This is a genomic window from Novosphingobium sp. IK01 (assembly GCF_033242265.1).
Lineage (GTDB): Bacteria > Pseudomonadota > Alphaproteobacteria > Sphingomonadales > Sphingomonadaceae > Novosphingobium > Novosphingobium pituita.
Genome location: NZ_BTFW01000001.1, coordinates 2,832,982 through 2,855,438, shown reverse-complemented (window position 1 = coordinate 2,855,438; position 22,457 = coordinate 2,832,982). Strand labels below are relative to the sequence as shown.

23 protein-coding genes are annotated in these 22,457 nt (G+C 68.2%); 10 read left to right on the top strand and 13 right to left on the bottom strand.

Going from position 1 to position 22,457, the window contains the following annotated elements:
• Window positions 1-38 precede the first annotated feature (38 nt).
• From SBI20_RS13140 to SBI20_RS13120, 5 genes are all read right to left on the bottom strand, one after another.
• Entirely contained in the window at window positions 39-2,180 is a 2,142-nt protein-coding gene (locus SBI20_RS13140) for a xanthine dehydrogenase family protein molybdopterin-binding subunit (RefSeq protein WP_317975446.1), read from the bottom strand.
• 10 nt (window positions 2,181-2,190) lie between these two features.
• Window positions 2,191-2,685 (bottom strand): (2Fe-2S)-binding protein, encoded by a 495-nt coding sequence (locus SBI20_RS13135; protein WP_317975445.1) that lies wholly within the window; start codon window positions 2,683-2,685, stop codon window positions 2,191-2,193.
• Window positions 2,686-2,699: 14 nt separating this feature from the next.
• Entirely contained in the window at window positions 2,700-3,074 is a 375-nt protein-coding gene (locus SBI20_RS13130; protein WP_317975444.1) for a c-type cytochrome, read from the bottom strand.
• A gap of 288 nt (window positions 3,075-3,362) precedes the next feature.
• Window positions 3,363-4,661: an NAD(P)/FAD-dependent oxidoreductase gene (locus tag SBI20_RS13125; RefSeq protein ID WP_317975443.1), complete on the bottom strand. Its 1,299-nt coding sequence runs from the start codon at window positions 4,659-4,661 to the stop codon at window positions 3,363-3,365.
• Entirely contained in the window at window positions 4,661-6,037 is a 1,377-nt protein-coding gene (locus SBI20_RS13120; protein ID WP_317975442.1) for a glutamine synthetase family protein, read from the bottom strand. The genes SBI20_RS13125 and SBI20_RS13120 overlap by 1 nt, the downstream gene beginning before the upstream one ends.
• Window positions 6,038-6,343: 306 nt before the next feature.
• On the opposite strand from SBI20_RS13120, the gene SBI20_RS13115 reads away from it, so the two are divergent.
• Genes SBI20_RS13115 through SBI20_RS13085 form a run of 7 tightly spaced genes read left to right on the top strand, consistent with a single transcriptional unit; the run spans window position 6,344 to window position 14,060 of the window.
• The gene (locus SBI20_RS13115; RefSeq protein ID WP_317975441.1) at window positions 6,344-7,843 is read left to right on the top strand and encodes an aldehyde dehydrogenase; all 1,500 of its coding nucleotides are present in this window, start codon (window positions 6,344-6,346) and stop codon (window positions 7,841-7,843) included.
• Entirely contained in the window at window positions 7,840-8,640 is an 801-nt protein-coding gene (locus tag SBI20_RS13110; protein ID WP_317975440.1) for a gamma-glutamyl-gamma-aminobutyrate hydrolase family protein, read from the top strand. Before SBI20_RS13115 ends, SBI20_RS13110 begins: the two co-directional genes overlap by 4 nt.
• A gap of 2 nt (window positions 8,641-8,642) precedes the next feature.
• Window positions 8,643-9,512: an ABC transporter permease gene (locus SBI20_RS13105; protein ID WP_317975439.1), complete on the top strand. Its 870-nt coding sequence runs from the start codon at window positions 8,643-8,645 to the stop codon at window positions 9,510-9,512.
• Complete coding sequence (locus SBI20_RS13100; RefSeq protein WP_317975438.1) at window positions 9,512-10,348, top strand: ABC transporter permease; 837 nt, start codon at window positions 9,512-9,514, stop codon at window positions 10,346-10,348. Before SBI20_RS13105 ends, SBI20_RS13100 begins: the two co-directional genes overlap by 1 nt.
• Window positions 10,349-10,389: 41 nt before the next feature.
• On the top strand, window positions 10,390-11,541 hold the full coding sequence (locus SBI20_RS13095) for an ABC transporter ATP-binding protein (RefSeq protein WP_317975437.1): 1,152 nt from the start codon (window positions 10,390-10,392) through the stop codon (window positions 11,539-11,541).
• A 37-nt stretch (window positions 11,542-11,578) separates the two neighbouring features.
• Entirely contained in the window at window positions 11,579-12,970 is a 1,392-nt protein-coding gene (locus SBI20_RS13090) for a glutamine synthetase family protein (protein WP_317975436.1), read from the top strand.
• 22 nt (window positions 12,971-12,992) lie between these two features.
• Window positions 12,993-14,060, top strand: a complete 1,068-nt coding sequence (locus tag SBI20_RS13085) for a polyamine ABC transporter substrate-binding protein (RefSeq protein ID WP_317975435.1) — start codon at window positions 12,993-12,995, stop codon at window positions 14,058-14,060.
• Between the two features lie 14 nt (window positions 14,061-14,074).
• Here the strand turns inward: SBI20_RS13085 and SBI20_RS13080 are convergent, their stop codons facing one another.
• The 8 genes from SBI20_RS13080 to SBI20_RS13045 form a co-directional block, all read right to left on the bottom strand.
• Window positions 14,075-14,806 (bottom strand): sigma-70 family RNA polymerase sigma factor, encoded by a 732-nt coding sequence (locus SBI20_RS13080; RefSeq protein ID WP_317975434.1) that lies wholly within the window; start codon window positions 14,804-14,806, stop codon window positions 14,075-14,077.
• Window positions 14,807-14,864: 58 nt separating this feature from the next.
• Window positions 14,865-16,979 carry a flagellar biosynthesis protein FlhA gene (locus SBI20_RS13075; RefSeq protein ID WP_317975433.1) on the bottom strand — a complete coding sequence of 705 codons (2,115 nt, stop codon included), beginning with the start codon at window positions 16,977-16,979 and terminating at the stop codon, window positions 14,865-14,867.
• 6 nt (window positions 16,980-16,985) lie between these two features.
• Window positions 16,986-17,978: a lytic transglycosylase domain-containing protein gene (locus SBI20_RS13070; RefSeq protein WP_317976138.1), complete on the bottom strand. Its 993-nt coding sequence runs from the start codon at window positions 17,976-17,978 to the stop codon at window positions 16,986-16,988.
• A 216-nt stretch (window positions 17,979-18,194) separates the two neighbouring features.
• The gene (locus tag SBI20_RS13065; protein ID WP_317975432.1) at window positions 18,195-18,578 is read right to left on the bottom strand and encodes a flagellar protein FlgN; all 384 of its coding nucleotides are present in this window, start codon (window positions 18,576-18,578) and stop codon (window positions 18,195-18,197) included.
• Window positions 18,575-18,916: a flagellar biosynthesis anti-sigma factor FlgM gene (gene flgM / locus SBI20_RS13060; RefSeq protein ID WP_317975431.1), complete on the bottom strand. Its 342-nt coding sequence runs from the start codon at window positions 18,914-18,916 to the stop codon at window positions 18,575-18,577. Before flgM ends, SBI20_RS13065 begins: the two co-directional genes overlap by 4 nt.
• 109 nt (window positions 18,917-19,025) lie before the next feature.
• Window positions 19,026-19,601, bottom strand: a complete 576-nt coding sequence (locus SBI20_RS13055; protein ID WP_317975430.1) for a flagella basal body P-ring formation protein FlgA — start codon at window positions 19,599-19,601, stop codon at window positions 19,026-19,028.
• Window positions 19,602-19,687: 86 nt separating this feature from the next.
• A complete protein-coding gene (locus SBI20_RS13050) occupies window positions 19,688-20,131 on the bottom strand; it encodes a hypothetical protein (RefSeq protein WP_317975429.1) in 444 nt (147 codons plus the stop codon).
• Window positions 20,128-20,979, bottom strand: coding sequence for a MotA/TolQ/ExbB proton channel family protein (locus tag SBI20_RS13045; RefSeq protein ID WP_317975428.1), 852 nt, complete (start codon window positions 20,977-20,979; stop codon window positions 20,128-20,130). Before SBI20_RS13045 ends, SBI20_RS13050 begins: the two co-directional genes overlap by 4 nt.
• 286 nt (window positions 20,980-21,265) lie before the next feature.
• On the opposite strand from SBI20_RS13045, the gene flgB reads away from it, so the two are divergent.
• Genes flgB through SBI20_RS13030 form a run of 3 tightly spaced genes read left to right on the top strand, consistent with a single transcriptional unit; the run spans window position 21,266 to window position 22,442 of the window.
• Complete coding sequence (flgB, locus tag SBI20_RS13040) at window positions 21,266-21,628, top strand: flagellar basal body rod protein FlgB (protein ID WP_317975427.1); 363 nt, start codon at window positions 21,266-21,268, stop codon at window positions 21,626-21,628.
• A 2-nt stretch (window positions 21,629-21,630) separates the two neighbouring features.
• Complete coding sequence (gene flgC, locus SBI20_RS13035) at window positions 21,631-22,050, top strand: flagellar basal body rod protein FlgC (protein ID WP_317975426.1); 420 nt, start codon at window positions 21,631-21,633, stop codon at window positions 22,048-22,050.
• The gene (locus SBI20_RS13030; RefSeq protein ID WP_317975425.1) at window positions 22,050-22,442 is read left to right on the top strand and encodes a flagellar hook capping FlgD N-terminal domain-containing protein; all 393 of its coding nucleotides are present in this window, start codon (window positions 22,050-22,052) and stop codon (window positions 22,440-22,442) included. The genes flgC and SBI20_RS13030 overlap by 1 nt, the downstream gene beginning before the upstream one ends.
• Window positions 22,443-22,457 lie beyond the last annotated feature (15 nt).

Here is a 22,457-nt window from a genome sequence, read left to right as displayed (position 1 = left end):
ACGGTTGCGGAGGGCCCCGGACCTGATCCGGGGCCCTTTCAGGCCGCCTCGAACCCCGCCTGAAGCGGAATCGAGCGCACGCGCTTGCCCGTCGCGGCAAACAGTGCATTGGCCACCGCCGGGCCAATGATCGCGGCGGGCGGTTCGCCCATGCCGCCCGGCGCATTGTCGGTGGGCATCACATGAACCGCCACGCGCGGCGCCTCGTTCATGCGCAGGGCGCGCACGTCGTGGAAATTCGACTGCTCGATCCGCCCCTTATCCAGGGTCACCCCGCCATAAAGCGCGGCGGACAGCGCGAATGTCACCCCGCCCTCGACCTGCGCCCGCACCCCGAGCGGATTGACCGGCACCCCGCAATCGACCGCAACGGTTACCTGCGGCACGGAAATCTGCTTGTCCGCGCCCACTTTCACATGGGCCACGGCGGCAAGGCAGGTGTCCCAGATGTGAAGGACGGCCAGCCCCAGTCCTTCCCCCTGCGGCATGGCCTTGCCCCAGCCCGCCTGCGCGGCGGCCTTTTGCAGGACGGCCCGCGCGCGCGGATCGGTGATCTGGGCCAGCCGCCATGCCAGCGGGTCCTGCCCGGCGGCATGGGCCAGCTCGTCGGCAAAGCTCTCGATCACGAACGTATTGCGAAGGCCACCCACCCCGCGCCACCAGCCGGTCGGCATGCAGCTTTCGACCTGACGAAACGTGACCAGCCGGGCGCTGGCCGGATAGAGCGGCGCAATCGCCCCATCGACCGCGTCGTCATCCACGCCGCCAAACTTGTCGCCCATCAGCCGCGCCATGATCGAGGAACCCGCAATCCGGTGCTCCCACGAGACCGGCGCCCCCGTCTTGTCGAGCCCGGCCGCGATCCGGTCGACATAGGCCGGGCGCACCACGTCGTGCTGGATGTCTTCCTCGCGCGTCCACACCAGCTTGACCGGATAGGCCACTTTGGCCGCCAGTTGCACGGTGCGCTCGACCATGTCGGTTTCGAGCCTGCGGCCAAAGCCACCGCCCATCAGGAAATTGTGGAACCGCACTTTTTCAGGCGCCAGCCCCAGCACGCGGGCCGCCGCCGCGCGGGCGTCGGTCGGCACCTGGCTTCCGGCCCAGACTTGCGCGCCCTGCGCCGTCACATGGGCGGTGCAACTGCCCGGCTCCATCGTCGCATGGGCAAGGAAGGGCTGGTGATAGGTCGCCTCGACCACGCGCGCGGCACCCGCGCGCGCGGCGGCCAGATCGCCCTGCGCCTTGGCCGTCACGCCCGGCGCCCGCACGGCCTGCTCGATCGCGGCGATCACCTGCGCCTGCCCGACCGTGGCATTGGCACCCTCGTCCCAGACGGGCGCTGCGGCGGCAAGGCCCTGTTTCGCCGACCACAGGTTGCTCGCGGTCACGAACAGGCAATCGGGCAGCGCGATCACGTCGACGACACCGGCCACGGCCTTTGCCGCCGCCGCATCGTGGCGGGCCAGCCTGCCCCCGAACACCGGCGACTGGGCCAGCGTGGCGATCTTCATCCCCGGCACTTGCACGTCGATACCAAAGGCGGCCTTGCCGCGCACTTTGGCCGCCGAATCGAGCCGGGGGGTGTCCTTGCCGATGATCTTCCAGTCCGCCGGGGCGAGCGGCACCGCATCGGTCGGCAGCGGCGCGGCCATGGCCTGCGCCAGCAATGCGCCATAGGCCAGACGACGGCCCCCCCGCGCGGGATCGACCACCGCGCCATCATCCAGCACGAGCCCGGCGGGCGCGACCTTCCATGTGCGGGCCGCCGCCCCGATCAGCGCGGCGCGGGCATTGGCCCCAGCCTGCCGCAAGGGCTTCCACAACTCGCGGATCGAGGTCGAGCCGCCCGTACCGGTGTCGATGGGCGCGAAACGGGCCGGGTCGGCCTCGGGAATCGCAACGTGAACCGCCGTGGGCGCAACGCCCAGTTCCTCGGCCACGATCATCGTGATCGCGGTCAGGATGCCCTGCCCCATCTCGGTCTTGGGCAGGGCCAGCGAAACGGCGCCATCGGGCAGCACCGCGAGAAAACCGGTGATGGAAAGCGGCGCGGGCCCTGCCGCGCAAGCCGCCCCCAGCGGCACCACCAAAGCGCCAGCCAGCCCACTGGCCAGAGCTGCCGATCCGGCCAGAAACCCGCGTCGCGACGCAGACGGAGCCTTGAGTCCCTGTTCCATGCCTGCCCCCTCAAGCCTTGGCCAGTTGCGCCGCGCGATGGATCGCGGCGCGGATGCGGGTGTAGGTGCCACAGCGGCACAAGTTGCCGCTCATGCCTTCGTCGATGGCGGCATCGTCAGGGGCCGGATTGGCCTTGAGCAGGGCCGCCGCCGCCACGATCTGGCCGGGCTGGCAATAGCCGCACTGCACCACGTCGAGTTCCTCCCAGGCCGCAGCCAGGGCCTTGCCCAGCGGCTGGCCGGTGAGGCCCTCGATCGTGGTCACGGCCTTGCCCGCCACGGCGGAGACCGGGGTCTGGCAGGCGAACAGGCGTTCGCCCTCGACCAGCACGCTGCACGCCCCGCACAGGCCCGCCCCGCACCCGAACTTTACCCCCGTCACCCCCGCAAGATCGCGCAAGGCCCAGAGCAGGGGCATGTCCTGATCGGCGGCAAGCGTGCGGGGTGTGCCATCAACCGTCAGGGTGACGGAAGGGAGCGAAGCGGCGGGAAGCGGGGCGGTCATTGTGCGGCGTCCTGTCAGTGCAGGGTCTTGAGGTAGGCGATCATGTCGGCGCGCTTCTTGGGATCGGGGATCGCCACGGCCATGCGCGTGCCCGGCACGAGCTTGCCCGGCGCGGTCAGGAACGTATCGAGCGTCCTGGCGTCCCAGGTCTTGCCCGAAGCCTTGAGCGCGGCGGAATAGGCGAACGGGGTGCTGGCGGCCTTGCGGCCCACGACACCGAACAGGTTGGGCGCGGCAAAGCCCTTGGCGCCCGCCGTGTTCACATGGCACATCTGGCACTGCTGCTTGAACATGGCGGCACCGGCCCCGGCGTTCTGGGCATGGGCGGGCGCCGTCACACTCGCAGCCAGACCGGCAAGGGCAGAAACAATCCAATTAATGCGACGCATTTGCGATCGTCCTCAGGCAAAAGATCGAAAAAGACCGGCCCCCTCGGGATTCACAGGGTAACCGACGATACACCGCCACACCGCAAGGAGCCGCCCCGAACAGCCGCCCCCGCGATGCCGCAGTGCAACACGAGTGTGCACGATACCCCCCGCAAGGTCCAATGATTCAAGCGCGAATCCGGCCACGAATCCAGCCGCCGGACCGGCTTTTGCGAAAGAGCATCATCGCGGCAGGCCATCGTCATCCGAAAGGGAAAATCAGGCGAAAATGCCGCCCGCCTTTCCGCTTCAGATGCCCAGCCGGTCACGCAGCGTGTACCATAGCGAACCCAGCGTGCTGAGCGGCGCGCGCAGCGCCTGCCCGCCCGGAAACGGCAGGTGGGGCAGCCTTGCAAACACATCGAAGCGTTCGTGCTGCCCGGCCACCGCCTCGGCCAGCAGGCGCCCGAGCAATTGCGTGGTGGTAACCCCGTGCCCGCTGTCGCCATGCGAGAAGAACACGCGCGGATTGAGCCGCCCCACTTCGGGCATGCGGCTCAAGGTCATCGCGAACGTCCCGCTCCAGGCGAAATCGAACGGCACGTCGGCCAGTTCGGGGAAAGTCTTGCGCAGGCCCGGGCGGATCTTGGCGTCCACGCTCACCGGATCCTGCCCGCCATAGACGATGCCCCCGCCATAGAGCAGGCGCCCGTCCGCCGTGCGGCGGAAATAGTCGAGGATGTAGTTGGCGTCCTCGACACAGACATTGCTGGGCAGAAGCTTTTCCGCAAGATCGCCCAAGGGCGGCGTCGTCACGATCTGGCTCGATACCGGCATGATCCGCGACGACAGGCGCGGCAGCGCGTCGCCCAGATAGGCATTGCCGCAAATGACCAGAAAATCGGCGGAAACCTCGCCCCGCGCGGTGACCACGCGCGGATGGTCGCTGCTCTCGTCGATGCGCTCGACCGGCGAATGCTCGAACAGGCGTCCACCCATCGCCTCGAAGGCCGCAGCCTCGCCCAGCAGGAAGTTGAGCGGATGGAAATGGCCGCGCAAGGGATCGAGAATGCCCCCGACATAGCGGTCGGAGCGGACATGATCGCGCAAGCCCGCGCGGTCGAGCACGGTGATCGCCCCATGGCCATGATCGGCCCAGACGCTCGCCTCATGCTCCAGCCCGCGCATCTGCCGCGCGGTGAGCGCCACGCCCAGCCCGCCATCGACCAGATCGCAGGCAATGCCATGGCGCGCCACCCGCTCGCGGATGATCGCGGCCCCTTCGAGCGCGACTTTGCCCAGATCGCGCGCGACTTGCGGGCCGTGGCGCGCTTCCAGCACGTCGAGCCCCCGGCTGTAGCCGTTGATCAGTTGCCCGCCATTGCGCCCCGAGGCGCCCCAGCCCACGCGCTCGCCCTCGACGACGACGACATCATAGCCCTTGCCCGCCAGTTCGAGCGCCACCGACATCCCGGTGAACCCCGCCCCGACCACGCAGACGCTGGCCTTGTGCGCGCCTTCGAGAACCGGGCGCGCCGGGGCCGGAGCGGCGCTCGCCGCATACCATGTCGGCATTCCGGCATAGGCGCGGGCCGGAGCAGGCGCCATTACAGCAACCCCAGATACGTATCGTATTCGAAGCGGTCGATCTGGCGCAGGAACATCGCGCGGTCCTGCTGCTTGCAGGCCAGATAGATCGCGCAGAATCGCGCGCCGAACATTTCCGCCGCGCGCTCCGAGGCAGCAAAGGCAGCCATCGCCGCGCCCCATTCGACCGGCAGCGGGGCCCCGGCGCCCGGCTGCATCGGATCTTGCGCGGGGGGCGGCATCGCGCCTTCCTCGATCCCCTGCATCATCGCGCCCAGCATCGCGGCCATGGCGATGTAGGGGTTCACGTCGGCCCCGGAAATGCGATGCTCGATCCGCGTCGCCTTGGCGTCCCCGGCAATCACCCGGATCGCCGCCGACCGGTCATCGATCCCCCAGCCTGCCGATGTCGGCGCATGGGCATCGGGACGGAACCGGCGGAACGAATTGTAATTGGGCGCAAAGGCCAGCATCGTCTCGGGCATGGCAGCCAGCAGCCCGGCCACGGCATGGAACAGCGCGTCGGACGGGCCACCCTCGGGCCGGGCCAGCACATTGGCGCCCGAAGCATCCTGAAGGCTGGCATGGATGTGCATGCCGCTGCCCGAACAGTCGCCATAGGGCTTGGCCATGAACGTCGCGCCCAGACCCTGCGCGGCGGCCAGCGCGCGCACGATCCGCTTCATCAGCACGGTATCGTCCGCCGCCGCCAGTGCGTCGGCACGGTGGAGCAGGTTCAGTTCATACTGGCCCGGCCCCGCCTCGCTCACCACGGCGTCTGCCGGGATGCCCATGGCGTGGGCCACCTCCATGATCTGGTCGAACAGCGCGACATGGGCGGTGAGCGCGCTGGTCGAAAGCGTGTCGTTGCGCGCCATGTTGCCATCGGGCGGCACGGGCAGGCCCTGATCGAGGCGGTAGAGATAGAATTCCAGTTCGGTCGCCACCACCGGGGTCAGCCCGCGCGCGGCATAGCGTGCCAGAACGGCCTTGAGCACCCCGCGCGGGTCGGCCTGCGCGGGCGTGCCATCAGGCCCTTCATCGCGCCCGACCATTTCGAGGAAGACCTGCGCGCTGTCCTCGCCCAGCCAGGGCGCCTTGCTCCAGCGCCCGGCCACCGGCCAGCACAGCCCGTCCGGGTCACCCGTGCCGAAGGCCAGCCCGGCCTCGGGCACATCACAGCCCCAGGCATCGAGCGCGAAGATCGAGAGCGGCATCGGCAGCCCCTTGGCCGCCAGCCCCAGCGCCTTGTCGCGCACCATCCATTTGCCGCGCGGCGCCCCGTTCACGTCGACGAGAAAGGCCTCGACGCGGGTTACTTCAGGGTGCGCGTCGAGCCAGTCGGCAAACGAGGCGTCAGCAAGCGAGGGAGAGGCGGGAGCGATGGCAGAATTCATAGTGTGATCACATATTGCATCGTCCAGCGGCTGTCCAGCCTCTAACCGGACCTACCCCTTTCACCACCCCATGCCCCATTCTCCCGGAGGAGGAAAGCCCCGCGCACGGCCCCGCCGCAAGACCCGAGCCACGCAATGAAAAAACCGCGCAAGCCCCGCCGGTCCGCCCTTGCGCCGAAGCCCTGCGCGGGCCTTGTCCCACACAAAAACCGTGCCCGACCATCACCAGGCCGCGCAGACGGCTTGCAAGCGCGCAATTGATCCCACATAGTGATCACACATTTTCAGACCGGACCGCGCCCCACGATGACGAGCCCCAGCCTGCCCGCCCAGATTCCTTCACGCCTTCCCTCGCTCAGCGTGATCGGCGCCGAGCGTGCGCCCGCTGCCAGCGGGGAAAGCCTCGACAACCTGGATCCGGGCACGGGCCGCATGCTCAACACCCTGCCCGCCGGCAGCACCGCCGACATCGACCGCGCCGTGGCCGCCGCCCGCGCCCGGTTCGAGGGCGGGCAATGGCGCGACATGAAGCCCGCGCAGCGCAAGAAGACCATGCTGGCGCTGGCCGACGCGCTCGAAAGTGCCGCCGAGGAATTCGCCGTCCTCGAAACGCTCGATACTGGCAAGCCGATCAGCGACACGCGCGGGGTCGACGTGCCCCTCGCGCTCGATACCTTGCGTTTCTATGCCGAGAGCATCGACAAGATTTACGGCGAAGTCGGCCCGAGCGGGCCGGACAAGCTGTCCTATGCGGTCCACGATCCGCTCGGCGTGATCGGGGCCATCGTGCCGTGGAATTTCCCGCTGCTGATGGCCATGTGGAAGATCGCCCCGGCCATCGCGATGGGCAATTCGATGGTGGTCAAGCCTTCCGAACTGTCCTCGCTCACCGCGCTGCGGCTGGGTGAACTCGCACTCGAAGCGGGCCTGCCCGAAGGCGTGCTCAACGTGGTGACCGGCACCGGGCCGGACGCCGGGGCGGCGCTGGCGCTGCATCAGGATGTCGACATGATCGCGTTCACCGGTTCGGGCCCGGTCGGTCGCCAGCTCATGCATTATGCCGCCGACAGCAACCTCAAGCGGGTCAGCCTCGAACTGGGCGGCAAGAGCCCGCACATCGTCTTTGCCGACTATCCCGACCTCGACCGCGCGGCACAGGCCGTGGCCTGGGGCATCTTCTACAACCAGGGGCAGGTCTGCACGGCGGGTTCGCGCCTGCTGGTCGAGCGTTCGATCCATGGCGAATTCGTCGAGAAAGTGCTGGCCGTGGCGCGGACCATCGTGCCGGGCGATCCGCTCGATCCGGCAACGAAACTGGGCGCGGTGATCAGCGAGAAACAACTCGACGGCGTGCTGGTAAAAATCGCGCGGGCGCAGCAGGAGGGCGCGGCCCTGCGCCTTGGCGGCAGCCGCGCGCGCGTGGAAAGCGGCGGCTTCTTCCTTGATCCCACGGTGTTCGACGCGGTCGACAACCGGGCCAGCCTCGCCCGCGAGGAAGTGTTCGGCCCGGTTCTCGCGGTGATCCCGTTCGACACCCCGCAGGAAGCGCTCGCGCTCGCCAACGACACCGATTATGGCCTGGCCTCGGGCCTGTGGACCGGCTCGATCGACGTGGCGCAGGCCTTTGCCCGGCGGCTGCGCGCAGGCATGGTCTGGGTCAACGGCTGGGACGCCTGCGACATCACGATGCCCTTTGGCGGCTTCCGGCAATCGGGCTTTGGCCGTGACCGCAGCCTTCACGCGCTCTACAAATATGCCGACATGAAATCCGTGACCATTTCCACCACCGGGATTTTTCCGGCATGAGCGGGGCGCCTTCGCGCCTTTTGCTGGGCGTTTCGTGCTGCCTGCGCGAGAATGATGGGGCCGAGCCTGTCCACGGGGTGATCGACCGCTATCTGCGCGCGCCGGCCCGGCATGGCGATTGCGATGTCGTGCTGGTCCCCGCGCTGCCCGGCCTGACCGACTGGACCGCCATGGCCGGTCGGCTCGACGGACTGCTGCTCACCGGAAGCCCTTCGAATGTCGAACCATGGCGCTATGGCACGCCGTCCGCAGGCAGGCTTGCCGATGGCCCGTTCGACCCGGCGCGCGATACCACCACGCTCGCGCTGGCAGAGGCCATGCTGCGCGCGGGCAAGCCGGTCTTCGGCATCTGCCGGGGGTTTCAGGAACTCAACGTCGCCTTTGGCGGCACCTTGCGCGTGCTCGCAACCGATGGACCGGTTTCCCACCATGCGCCCGACGGGGTCAGCCTCGAAACCATGTTCGCGGCCTGCCACCCGGTCGCGCTCAGCCCCGATGGCATCATGGCCCGCGCGCTCGGCACGCAGGAGATGACCGTCAACACCGTCCACTATCAGGGCGTCGATGCACTGGGCATTGTCGGGCCGGGCCGGAGCCTGACCATCGAGGCGCGCGCGCCCGACGGCCAGATCGAGGCCTTTTCCGCCGACGTCGTAGGGGCCGAAGTCTTCGCGGTGCAGTGGCACCCGGAATGGGACGCCGACAGCAACCCCGCCTCGGCCTGGTTCTTCGCCCACCTCCACGGTGCGATGGAGCGGGCGCGAACCCGCACGCACGCAGACACAGGAGCCGCCTGAAGATGATGAGCACCTGGGACAGGAGCAAGGGCTCGTTCCTCGCGGTGATCGCTGCACCGGCCCTGTGGATCGTGCTGTTCTTCGTGGTCCCGCTCAGCGTGATCTGGGCCTACAGCTTTGGCCGCACGCTCGGGCTGACCGAAGTGGCCGTGACGGGCACGCTGGCCAACTATGCGCGGGTGTTCGATCCGGTCTACCTGATGATCTTTGGCAAGTCGCTGGTCTTTGCCGGGCTGACGACTGCGGTGTGCCTGCTGGTGGGCTTTCCCTATGCGCTGGCGATGACCTTTGCCTCGGATCGGGGCAAGATCCTGCTGTTGCTGGGGATCATGCTGCCGTTCTGGACCAACCTGCTGGTGCGCACCTATGCGCTGATGGCGGTCATGCGCACCGAGGGCTATATCAACGACGTCTTCGGCCTTGTCGGGCTGGGCCCGTTCGAGATGCTGCACACCAATTTCGCGGTGATCGTCGGTCTCGTCTATGTCCACCTGCCGTTTATCGTGCTGCCGCTCTATTCGACGCTCGACCGGATGGACCGCTCGCTGATCGAGGCCAGCCTCGATCTGGGCGCAGGGCACATCACCACGATGCTCAAGGTGGTGATCCCGATTGCCAAACCGGGCATTCTCTCGGCGATCATGCTCACCTTCATTCCCGCGCTCGGCTCCTACCTCACGCCCGACCTGCTCGGCGGGCCCGACAGCCAGATGATCGCCAGCGTGATCGAACGCCAGTTCAAGCGCGCGAACGACTGGCCGTTCGGCGCGGCGCTCTCGTTCATGCTGATGTATCTGACACTGCTGGCCATGGGCCTGCGCGCGCTTTACGAGCGGCGCCAGTCTGGTGCACGCACGGCGGGAGAAGCCTGATGTCCGGCAAGAACCCCATCGGCCCGCTCGACTATGCCCGCCGCTGGCCCTTGCGGCTCTGGGTGGGCGCGGTGATCCTGTTCCTCTACGTCCCGCTCGCCAGCCTCGTCGCCTTCAGCTTCAACGACAGCCGCCGCACGATCCGCTGGGAGGGCTTCACGCTCGACTGGTATGGCACGCTGGCCAACGACGACGCACTGATCGCGGCCTTCACCAATTCGCTGACCATCGCCTTTCTCTCGATGATCGTCTCGGTCGTGCTCGGCGCGCTCACCGCCATTGCGCTCTGGCGGTTCCGCTTTCCGGGCAAGGGCCTGTTCGACGGGGCGGTCACCCTGCCGATCGTCGTGCCGGAAATCTGCATGGGCGTGGGGATGCTGGTGTTCTTTGGCCAGATCATGCCCTGGCCGCGCGATCTGGTCTGGCCGTTCGATCTGGGCGCCATCGTGATCGCCCATATCACGTTCAGCTTCCCGTTCGTGGCGGTGGTCGTGCGTGCGCGCCTGGCCAGTTTCAACCGCGAGATGGAAGAAGCCGCGCGCGATCTGGGCGCGAGCGAGCTGCGCGCGCTGTGGGACGTGCTCGTCCCCCATGTCCGCCCGGCGCTGATCTCGGGAGCCCTGCTCGCCTTCACGCTCAGCCTCGACGATTTCGTGATCACCTTCTTCACTTCGGGGCCCAACACGGTCACCTTCCCGGTGAAGATCTATTCGATGGTGCGCTTTTCGGTCACGCCCGAGGTCAACGCGGCCTCCACCGTGCTGATGCTCATCACCATCGCCCTCACCGCCATCGGCATGAAGCTGCAAGGCAGCGCCATGACGCAAAGCCACTAGATTTCGGCACAGGAACCCCGCCCCCGCCCATGACCATGACCATGCCCCAGACACTCCAGCCGCTCATCCAGTTCGAGGCCGTCTCCAAGCGCTTCGGCTCGTTCATCGCGGTCGACGATGTCAGCCTCGATATCGAGCGGGGCGAGTTCTTCTCGCTGCTCGGCCCCTCGGGCTGCGGCAAGACGACCCTGCTGCGCATGCTCGCCGGGCTCGAAACGCCCAGCGAGGGGCGCATCCTGATCGACGGGGTCGACATGACCCACGTTCCGCCCAACCGCCGCCCGGTCAACATGGTGTTCCAGTCCTACGCGGTCTTCCCGCATCTGACCGTAGCGCAGAATGTCGCCTATGGCCTGAAGATCGACCGCGTGCCCCGCGACGAGCGCGAGGCGCGGGTGGAAGAGGCGCTCAAGCTGGTCAAGCTCGACGAATTCGGCCACCGCAAGCCCGACCAGCTTTCGGGCGGGCAGCGCCAGCGCGTCGCGCTCGCCCGCGCGCTGGTCAAGCGGCCCAAGGTGCTCCTGCTCGACGAGCCGCTCTCCGCGCTCGACGCCAAGCTGCGCGATGCGATGCGTGCCGAACTCGCCCAGATCCAGCACGATGTCGGCGTGACGTTCGTGATGGTCACCCACGACCAGGACGAGGCGCTGGCCATGGCCAGCCGCTGCGCGCTGATGAACCGGGGCCGCCTGCAACAGGTGGCCGCGCCCGCCGACCTCTATGAATATCCGGCCAACCGCTTCGTGGCCGACTTCATCGGCACGATCAACATGGTCGAGGGCCGCCTGAGCATCGACGAGCCCGATCACGCCGCGGTCACCGCGCGCCAAGTGCCCGCGCCGATCTACCTCGACCACGGTGTCACCGGCGCGCCCGACACCCCGGTCTGGGTGGGCATTCGGCCCGAAAAGATCACCATGACCCCGATCGCCCAGGGCCGCCCGGAAGGGCCCGCCGCCTTGCCGCAGGCCAATGTCGTGGCCGGAACCATCGTGCGTTCGGCCTATCTGGGCAGCCAGACTCTCTACGACGTGGAAACCGGAGGGGGCCCAAACGGTGGGGGCATGGTATTCAAGGTGGCGCGGGCCAATGGGGTGCGCAGCCTGTCGCCCTCCCTGGCGACCGGCCTGCCGGTGGGCGAACAGGTTTTTCTCAGTTGGGCACCGGGCGCGCCGGTCGTCTTGCTGGGGTAGACCAACAAGGCAGTTGCCCGCGCCCGAAGGCCGGGCCATGATCACGCCACGCCACTCTTTTCCCAAGAAGAACGAGGCCTATCTGATGACCCAGGACTTTGCCGAATGGATCCGCGCCAAGGGCATCAGCGAAGTCGAATGCCTCGTGCCCGACATCAACGGGGTCGTGCGCGGCAAAGTCTGGCCCGCCGACAAGTTCATCGCCTCGGTCGGCAACATGAGCCTGCGCCTGCCCTCCTCGGTGTTCTCGGTCACGATCACCGGCGCCTATGCCGATACCGACGAGGATGATTTCCTCTACCGCGACCCCGACGTGACGCTCCAGCCCGACATCAGCTCGATCTGCGTGGCGCCCGGCTTTCGCACCCCCACCGCCTTTGTCGTGGCCGATGCGCTTCACCGCGATGGCAGTCCCTTCACGGTCGCACCGCGCCATGTGCTCAAACGCATTCTGGCAAAATATGCCGCGATGGGCTGGCAGATGGTCGTCGCGCCCGAGCTGGAATTCTACCTGACCGAGATGAATTCAGACCCCGACCTGCCGATCCAGCCCCCGCGCGGGCGCTCGGGCCGGGCGGAAAGCTCGCCCCAGCCCTATGGGCTGGAATCGGTGACCGAATACGAGGACATCATCGAGGAAATCTACGACAATTCGGAAATTGCCTCGCTCCAGCTCGACACGATGATCCACGAGGGCGGCACCGCCCAGCTCGAAATCAACTTCAACCACGGCGATCCCGTCGCGCTGTGCGACCAGGTGGTGATCTTCAAGCGCATCGTCCGGCAGGTCGCGCTCAAGCATGGCGTCTATGCGACCTTCATGGCCAAGCCGATGGAAAGCCAGCCGGGCAGCGCGATGCACCTGCACATCTCGGCAGTGGACGAGGCGGGCCACAACCTGTTCGGCACGGACGATGGCCTGACACAGGAATTTCGCTGGTTCGTGGGCGGGCTGCAACGCTACCTGCCGCAAGTCGTGCCGCTGTTCGCGCCCAACGTGAACTCGTTCCGCCGCATCCGCCCGGCCCACAGCGCGCCGATCAACGTGCAATGGGGCCTCGACAACCGCAGTTGTGGCTTGCGCATCCCGGTCAGCTCGCCGCGCAACACCCGGATCGAGAACCGCCTGCCCGGCGCCGATGCCAATCCCTATATCGCCATCGCCGCCACGCTGGCCTGTGGCTATCTGGGCCTGAGCGAGCGGATCGAGCCGCTCCCGCTGATCACCCGCAACGCGTACAACGAAGCGCGTACCCTCCCCCACAACCTCGATGCCGCGCTCAAGCAGATGATCGAATGCCAGCCGGTGATCGACCTTCTCGGCGCCGAATTCATCAAGGCCTTCCACGAGATCAAGCTCAACGAACTGGCCGCCTACGACGAAGTGATCTCGTCATGGGAACGCGATCACCTCTTGCTCAAAGCGTGAAGCACCGCCACACCTTGAAGCGATGACCGTTTCCCGCCGCATGTTCCTGCGCGATGCCGGCCTTGCCGGCATCGGCCTCAGCTTTACCGGTGCCATGGCAGGCTGCTCGCGCAGCAAGCCTTCGCGCGCGCTCAACCTCTATACCTGGGACACCTATATCGGCGAGCACACCGTCGCCGATTTCACCAGAGCGGCGGGCGCGGGTGTCAACATCAGCCTGTTTGCCAACAATGATGAACTCTTCGCCAAGCTGCGCGGCGGCAACCAGGGCTATGACGTGATCGTGCCCTCGAACGATTTCGTCGAGCGCATGGTCGCGGCCAATCTGCTGGCCCCGCTCGATCCCACGAAAATCCCCAACCGGCGCAATATCGCCCCGCGCTTCCTCGATGCGCCGTTCGATCCGGGCCGCCGCTATTCGATGCCCTATACCTGGATCGTCACCGGCATCGGCTATCGCAAGTCGAAGGTGAAGGGCATTCCCGACAGCTGGAAATGGGTGCTCGATTCCGATGCCTACAAGGGCCGCATCGCCCTTCTGGGCGAGGCCAGCGAACTGTTCGAGATCGGCGCCAAGTATCTGGGCCACCCGGCCAATACCAGCGACCCGGCGGTGATCGAGCAGGTCAAGGCCATGCTCATCCGCCAAAAACCCAATATCGCCGCCTTCCACGACGACAACGGGCAGGACATGCTGCTGGGTGGCGATGTTGATCTGGTGATCGAATACAACGGCGACATCGCGCAAGTCATGCGCGACGATCCCGATCTCGATTTCGTGGTCCCGCGCGAGGGCGGCATCCTCGCCAGCGACGGGCTGTGCATCCCGCGCAATGCCCCAAACCCCGATCTGGCCCATGCTTTCATCAATTTCGTGCTGGGCGCCGCGCCGGGCGCCGACATCGCCCGCACGATCCGCTATCCCACCCCCAACGAGGCCGCCCTCGCGCTGATGCCCGACAGCTATCGCAAGAGCCCGGTGATCTTCCCCCCCGCCGCCGCGCTCGCAACCTGCGAATATTCACGCTATCGCGGGCAGGCGATGAACAGCCTCTACGAAGCCGCAATGACCCAGGTCCGCGCGGCCTAGGCGGCACCAGACACTCAGAGGATCTCGAAGCCGCTGCCCAGTGCCGTGCGCAGTTTGTCGAGGGCCTGCGCCTTGAGCTGGTGGACGCGGGGGACCGAGACTTCGAGGACTTGCGCGATTTCGGCCAGGTTCAGTTCCTCGACGAAATAGAGCTGGATCACCAGTTGCAGCCGCTCGGGCAGGCCCGCCACGGCGCGGGCGACCATGTGGCGGGTTTCGCTGTCGGCCAACTGGGCAAAGGCATCGGGGCGCTCGTCGGCGAAGGCCGGGTCGCTGTCGGCATAGGCATCGTCGATGGATTCGAGGCGGACCGGCTCGCTCGACAGACGCAAGTCGGCCAGTTCGGCATCGGTCAGGCCCAGCGCGCGGGCCAGTTCGGGCTCGGTGGGCATGCGACCCAGTTCCATCGTCAACTGGTTGGTCTTTTCGCGCAGGGTGCGGCGGCGGTCGGACGAGGTGCGCGAGAGCGGCATCGTGCGGCGCACCAGATCGACCATGGCCCCGCGCACGCGCAGCTTGGCATAGGCGGCAAAGCCATCCTCGGTCGGGCCGCTGTGCTTTTGCGCGCATTCGGTCAGCGCGACCAGCCCGGCCTGGACCAGATCGTCGACATCGACGCCCGAATGGCCCGAGCCGTGGACATGCCAGGCCAGACGCCGCACCATCGGCAGGAACCGGCGGATACGCTCGGCGGTGTCGTCACCATAGGCACGCATGGCGGCAAAGCTTCGGTGATCGTGTTTCATGGACGCTCGTTTCGGCAGAAATGGAACAGGGTGCGGGGGGAGCGGAAAAAGGCAGGATTCATGCCGCCATGGCCGGGGGGGCTGGCAATTGCGGGGGGGCGGGGGGCGCTTCCTCGCCGATCACGGCGACGACCTCGATCGGCTGGGTGGGCGGCAGTTCGGCAATCGAGAGCACCACGCAGCCCGGCGCGCGCTGGCGCATGAGCGCGGCCAGCGCCCGGCGCGCGCGCGGCTGGACGATCAGCGCGGGGGCAATCGCGCCGATGCCGCGTTCGGCCATGATCGCGCCCACCCGCTCGCCGATGGTGCGCGCCAGATCGGGCTCGATCACCGGCTGCCCGGTGACCGGATCGTGCATGCCCCCCACGATCATCCCTTCGAGCTGGGCCGAGAGGGTGAGCACCGGCAGGCGCTCGGTCGGCCCGCAGACACGCGCCACGATCAGCCCGCCCAGCTCGGCACGCAGGAGATCGACCAGCTTGTCGTGCTCGGTCGTCTGGAGCACGCCCTGCGCCAGCGCCGACAGGATCGGCAGCGGATGGGCGATGGTGATCCCGTCTTCGAGCAGGGCGTGGAACAGGCGGGTGATCGCGGCGAGCGAAAGCGGCTGGGGATGAAGCGCCTCGACAAGGCCGGGCGTGCGTTCGCGCACCGCGTCGAGGATCGCGCGCACTTCGTCGGGGCCAAGCAGAAGCTGGGGCCGCTCGCCCAGAAGCTGGTTGAGGTGGGTGGCGATGACCGTGCTGGCGTCGACGGTCAGGAAGCCCTCGGCAATCGCCTGATCGCGCAAGGCGGCCTCGATCCACAGCGCCGGGCAGCCGAAGCTGGGGTCGCGGGTTTCCTCGCCAACCAGCGCATGGTCGGGCCGCGCCTCGCCCGCGTCGATTGCCAGCACGCGGTCGGCCCGCACCATCGCCCCGCCCAAGGGCACCCCGCCGAGCAGGATGCGATAGTCGTTGGGAGGCAGTTCGAGGCTGTCGCGCACGCGGAAGGCCGGGACGACGAAGCCGAACGACTGGCTCAACTGCTTGCGCACGCCGGTGATCCGCGTGACCAGCGGCGAGCCGCGCCGCTCGTCGACGAGGTGGACGAGACCATAGCCCAGCTCGATGGTGACGAGCGTATGGTCGCTGACCTCGTCGAGGGTAATGCGCGAGGGATCGCTGGGTGGAGCTTCGGGCTCCAGCACCGGGGCCGGACGGCGCGCACGGCGGCGCAAGGCCCACCACAGCCAGCCCGCCGCCGCCGCCGCAGGCAGGAATACCGATTGCGGCATGGCCGGGATCACGCCGATGGCTGCCAGAATGATCGCCACGGGCAACCATGTGGCCGGATTGGCGAACTGGTGGCCGATCTGCCCGGCCAGATCGCGCGTGTCGGCCACGCGGGTCACGATGACGGCGGCGGCAATCGAGAGCAGCAGCGAGGGCACTTGCGCAACGAGCGCGTCGCCCACGGCCAGCGTCACATAGCGCTGGGCTGCGTCCCCGGCGGTCAGCCCGTGGCTCAGCATGCCGAGGCAGAAACCGGCGATGATGTTGACGCCCAGAATCAGCAGGGCGGCAATCGCATCGCCCTTCACGAACTTGCTGGCGCCGTCCATCGCGCCATAGAAATCGGCCTCGGTCGCCACTTCGCGGCGGCGGGCCTTGGCTTCGTCGGCGGTCATCAGGCCAGCGGCAAGATCGGCGTCGATGGCCATCTGCTTGCCGGGCAAGGCATCGAGGGTGAAGCGGGCCGAGACTTCCGAAACGCGGCCCGCGCCCTTGGTGACGACCACGAGGTTGATGATCACCAGGATCATGAACACGAACAGCCCGACCGCGAAATTGCCGCCGATCAGGAAGGCGCCAAAGGCCTCGATCACATGGCCCGCCGCTGCCCCGCCCTCGTGCCCGCGCACCAGCACGATGCGCGTGGAGGCGACGTTGAGCGCAAGGCGCAGCAGGGTGGCAAACAGCAGGACAGAAGGAAACGCGCTGAAGTCGAGCGGCTTTTCCGCGTTCATCGCCGCCATCAGGATCGCCACTGACAGGGCGATGTTGAGGACGAAGAACATGTCGAGCAGCATCGAGGGCAAGGGCACGATCATCAGCACGATGAGCGTGAGGATGCCGGCGGGCAGGGCCATGGCACCGGGCGAACCGCCAAGAGGGGCAAGCTTCCTGAACATCACCGTTTACAGCCCCATGGCCTTGAGCCGGCCATAGGCCTGGCGGACATGCTCGCTGCCCGCGCCCGCCAGCGATGATCCCCCGCCCAGCGCGAAGGTCTCGCGCAAGGTGTCGGCCATCGAGGTGCGGCCCTGCGCAGCGGTCGGCTGCGCCGCGCCCGCATCGAAGGCGGCTTCCTGAAAGGCCTGTGCCACCGGGCTGCCTGTGAAGGTCTTGCCGGTATAGCTCGCGCTGCCCGCGCCCAGTTCGGGCGCGCCCGAAGGCAGCGTGGCCCAGGGGCCGTCGAGCGCAGACGGATCGCCATAGGGCAGATTCGCCAGGGCCCAGTCGCCATGGAGCGACGGCAGGCTGCTGCCGGTCGCGGCAGCCTCCAGCCGGTCGCGCAGGAGGCTCATGACCCCGGCCAGCGAACGCGGGGCGCCGGTGGAATCGTAGAAGATCGGACGATTGGCCGCCGCCGCCTTGGGCAGCAGCGCGGCGGCGCTGGCATCGGGATTGGCGCCAAGGCCGGTCAGGAAGCGCGTGGCCCCGTCTGCTCCCAGAAAGTGCGCGAGGTAAAGTTCGGCATGGTCGGGGTCGCGGCCCAGCACGGTCTGGAGCGCGGCGCGGTTGTCGTTGGCCAGTTCGCCCGCCATCAGCGCGGACAGGCGCGGATCGTTGCGCAGCGCCAGAAGCTGCGTGCGCAGCCCCGGATCGCTGGCGGCATTGCCCACCGCCTGCCCGGCCCAGTCGAGCCCATGCTCGGCGCCATGGCGGGCAAGCGTGGTCAGCCAGGTCTGCCCGGTGAACTGGTAGAGCCCCGTCGCACTCGACGTGCGGGCGCGGGCGCGCGGGTCGAGCCCCGATTCCAGCCGGGCCTGGGCCAGCAGATAGCCGAAGTCGACCCCGGTTTCATCGGCGGCATGGGCAATCGCCCCATGGACACCACCATCGCCCGAGGCACCCGGCGGCAGGGAACCGGCAACCGATGCTGCATTCCGGGCGGCAGGGTTTTGCACTGAGCTCAACGCCAATTCCCTTGTCTTCAAACGGGCGAGCCAGATGCGACGCCCGGAGCAAGGGAGAATTTGCAAAGCCCGTGCCAAATGCGGGCGCCCTGCACGAAAACGGCGGAAAACCGCGCCCGACAGACATGCGAAAGGGCGGCATTGCGCACTGCAATGCCGCCCTCATGCTGCGCACAAAACGGCGCGGGAGACAAAAGAGGATGTCGCTCAGCGCGCGCGGGCAGTCCGGGCATGATGGGCACGGACCTCGCCGGCGCGGGCCCGATAGATCGCGGGGGCTCCGGTCAGGGCATCGAGCCGGGCCGAGACATTGGCCGCGATCAGGTTGCGCACGCGGCGGTTGGCCTCGTTGAGGCGGCGCGCGGCATCGACCATGCCCCGGCATTCCTCGTCGAGGGCCTCGGCCGGGACGGCTTCGAGGCGGCTGCACAGGGCAGCTTTGCCCACCGCGCAGCCCATGATCGCGTCGATGTCGAGGCCCGAGAGGGCCTGCCGCTCCTGCGCCAGAACGGCGAGCATCTGTTCGAGCGCCTGGTGCAGGTCGGCGGGGTAGCGGATCGGGGCATCGGCAGTCATGGTGGTCACGGTCATTGCGGGGTCCTCAGCAGCAGGCCTGCGGCAATCATGGCATCGCCGATGCGGGCGGGGAGGACCGGATAGGATCCTTCCTCGATGGCCCGGCGGATCTGGGCGACGCGATCGGTATCCACCGGAACGTCACCCGCACGGGTGGCATCGGTGGTGGTGACGGTGGCAGCGCCCCCGGCAACGGCAGCGGTGGCCGCAACGGCAGGGGGCGGTGAAGCTGGGGCCGTCGATGCGGCGGCGGCAGTGGTGGTGGTGACAGGTGGGGTGGTGGTGACAGGTGGGGTGGTCTTGCCCTGGACCGCGCCCACCGGCCACGACGGTCCGATTTCGATGTTGGACATGGTCGAAGCTCCTCGGGGTGATGCCGGGAAGGACGGTGCCATGCCGGGGTTCTTAAGGGGCAGCGGCGGAATTTTGCCGCATCTCTTCGCCTCGCGTCATCATCATGGTTTATTCGACGGGAACCTCGACCAGGCCGGGGCGCACGATGCGCGCGCGCAGCGGGTCGGCTCGCGGGGCCGTGCGCACGCGGATCCACGCGCCCGCGGCCCCGGCATCGAGCGCCTCACCGCCTTGTTCCACCGAGAAACCTTCGCCCCGGATGGCGATGGTGACAGCCTCGCCGCGCTGGATCGAAAGCGGCGCGCTGGCCCCTTCCGCGAGAGCGGGCGCCTGGGCCAGCGGTACGTAGAGACGCCAGCCCCCGCCATCCGGGCAACGCACGACGACGCTGTCCCTTGCGGGCGAGCGCGTATCCAGCCCGGCGTTGCGCCAGCCCACCAGCAGCGGTGAATGACAGGCGGCCAGCCGCAGGCGCCGGTCGATCGGCTGGGCCGCGCCCCCCGGCACGCCGATGGCGCGGCCCGTGAAGCGGGCCACGGCCAGATCGATCATCGCAAGGTCGGCAAAACCGGCGGGCGCCGCCAGCACGGGGGCCTGAAAGCCCGATCCGGCCAGAAAGGCGGCAAGAGCGCAAGCGGCGGCACAGGCAGCACCCCGCAAGGGACGCAAACAGGAAACGGGCATCGGGCGATCTCGATATCTGGTTGACGGATAGCCGGAAGAAAGCAGGGTTCGTGCCAGATGATGGCAGATGCGCGCGGGCAAGCCGCTCAGGGCTGCTCGCGGTCATAGCCCAGCGCCACGCTGGCCCCGGCCGGAAGGCCCGGCTCGATCACCAGACGCGCGCCTTGCGCCCGCGCGCCCGCCATCCGTGCCAGCATGGCGGCATGGTCGAGCGCGGCCTCGCGCGCACCGGGCGCCGGGGCATAACGCACCACCACCGAGAGCCGCAGGCGCGGATCGCGCCCCTGATCGGCCAGCCACTGCCCCAGCGGGGGGGCGCCGGGCGCATCGCGCCAGAGCCCGACCGGCTCGGCCTGAAGCGAGGCGGCGATGCTGGCCGGAGGGGCCGGTTTGGGCGGGGGAGGCTGGCTTCGGGCGCGCGGATCGGGGCCTTCGGCAACCGACAGGGCCGAGGCGGTGATCATGAACAGGATCAGCGAGAGATCGGCCAGAATGGTTTGCCAGCCGGTCTGTCCGGGCCGGGTGATCATGCCGCTTCACGCGGATCGGGGGTGGAAGGGCCGGGCGCCGGGGCTTCCTGACCGGCCAGACGGCCCTCCTCCTCCGGCGGATCGTCGGGCTCGGGAGGGATCAGCCCCTCACCCGGCTCGAACGGCGCGAGGGCATAGCCCTCGCCATGGGGCGCCGGTGTCGAGGGCGAAGGCGCCGTGTTGCTCCGGTCGGGGCGTCGGTCGGGGCGCCGGTCCGGGCGTCTGTCCGGGCAGGCCGGGCCGACCTGCCGGGCCAGCCATTCCATCACGCTGGCGCGGGCTTCCTCCTCTTCCTGCGAGGCCCGCTCGACCGCGCGGCCCAGCGGGCCCAGCACGATATGGGCCAGCAACAGGCCATAGAGCGTGGTGAGCACCGACATCGCGATGGCACCGATGAAATTGCCGTGGGCAAGGCTGTCGACCCTGAGCTGGCTGAGCGCGACCAGCGTGCCCGCCAGCCCGAACACCGGGGCCAGATCGGCCCCTTGCGCCAAAGTGCGCACGGCGGCGGTCGCCTTGCGCAGGCGGGCGCGGCGCCAGACCTCGTGCTGCTCGACCAGCCCGTCGAGCGAGCGGGTGCGCAACAGCGCGCCGGTGGCGGCCTCGAATTCCGGGTCGGGCAGGCGCCGGGGATTGGCGCGGATCACCCCGTCCTGACAGATCAGCGTGACCTCGTGGGCCAGTTCGGCACGCATCGCATCGGCCTTGAAACCGGGGCGCAGCAAATGGCCCACGGCCACGAGCGCGGTCGCGCTGTCGCGCCAGCCGCACCGCAGCACGGTGCCCAGCAAGGTTCCGCCCACGACGATCCCGGCCGAGAAGCCGTCGAGCAGATGGGATAGGTCCATGGCCAGTCCTTCATGGGGCCCCTTGGGTGGAGCCGCTCGGGCCAAGGACGGCGCGGAGGGAGGGAAATTCAGGGGATGCCCACGCCTTCCCCTCCGCTTCCCCTCAACCGGCATCATCGGGAAGACCTGCCTTGCCGGGGCGGCAGCGGTTTGCCGGATGGGCAGGGCAGAATGGGCGCACGGGGAACACCGGGCCGGATTTTGCGCGATTGGCACGCCCCTTGCCTAGCGAGGGACGACAGCGGGACCGGCAAGGGTTCTGTCCCGCACAGCAAAGGCCAAGCCCATGAGCGATACCCCACCCTCCAGCGCGCTGTTCGGCATTCATGGTGCCGCGCTCGAACTGCGTGCCAGCCGCCTCGGGCTGCTGGCCTCGAACATCGCCAATGCCGCCACCCCCGGATACAAGGCCCGCGACATCGATTTCGGCGCCGCGCTCAAAGCCCGGCTGGCCGGGGCCAGCCAGGCCCAGGCCGAGGCGGGGGCCACGCTCTATCGCGTGCCGGTCATGCCCAGCCTCGACGGGAACACCGTCGAGATGGCCACCGAGCAGACCGCCTTTGCCGAAAACGCCGTCGGCTATTCGGCCACGCTGCAATTCATCAAGGGGCAGGTCGACGAAGTGACCCGCGCGCTGCGGGGAGACTGACCATGGGCACCGTTTCTCCCAAGGGGCCGCTCACCCTGTTCGGGGTTGCCGGGCGGGCGATGTCGGCCCAGCTCGTGCGGATGAACGCGGCGGCCTCGAACCTGGCCAATGCAGGCACTGTCGCCACCAGCGACGCGGGGGCCTATCGCCCGCTGCGCCCGGTCTTCGCCGAAGAGCTCGACCGCAAGAGCGGCCTTGCCACGGTCAAGGTCCAGGGGGTCTTCCGCGCCGACGTAGGAGCGGTGCGCACCCACGATCCCGATCACCCGATGGCCGATGCCAACGGCGATGTCTGGTCCGCCCCGGTCGATGAAAGCGCCGAGATGGTCGAGATGACCGAAGCCAGCCGCCAGTACCAGAACATGGTCGAGGCGCTGCAAACCGCCAAGCAACTCATGCTCGACACGATGAGGATGAAATAATGACCACTGTCACGTCAGCCAATGGCACATCAGCCAATGGTGCCGCGAGCGCCACTTCAGCAAACGCCACCGGGTCGGGCGCTTCGACCGCAACCGGCTGGGGCAGCCTGGGCGCCGACGACTTCCTCAAGATGCTGACCGCCCAGCTCCAGAACCAGGACCCGACCAACCCGGTCGACAACAGCCAGATGGTCACCCAGCTCGCCCAGTTCTCGACGCTGTCGAACTCGACCACGATGAGCAGCACATTGAGCGCCATCGCCGGCAAGCTCGACACCCTCAACACCGCCAATGCGGGCAGCTCGGCCACCGACAGCCAGATCGCCGCCACGCTGGCCACCATCTCGCAGCAACTGGCCGCCATCAGCGCGGCGCGTGGCGCCGCGGCCTGATCCCCCTTCTTCCAA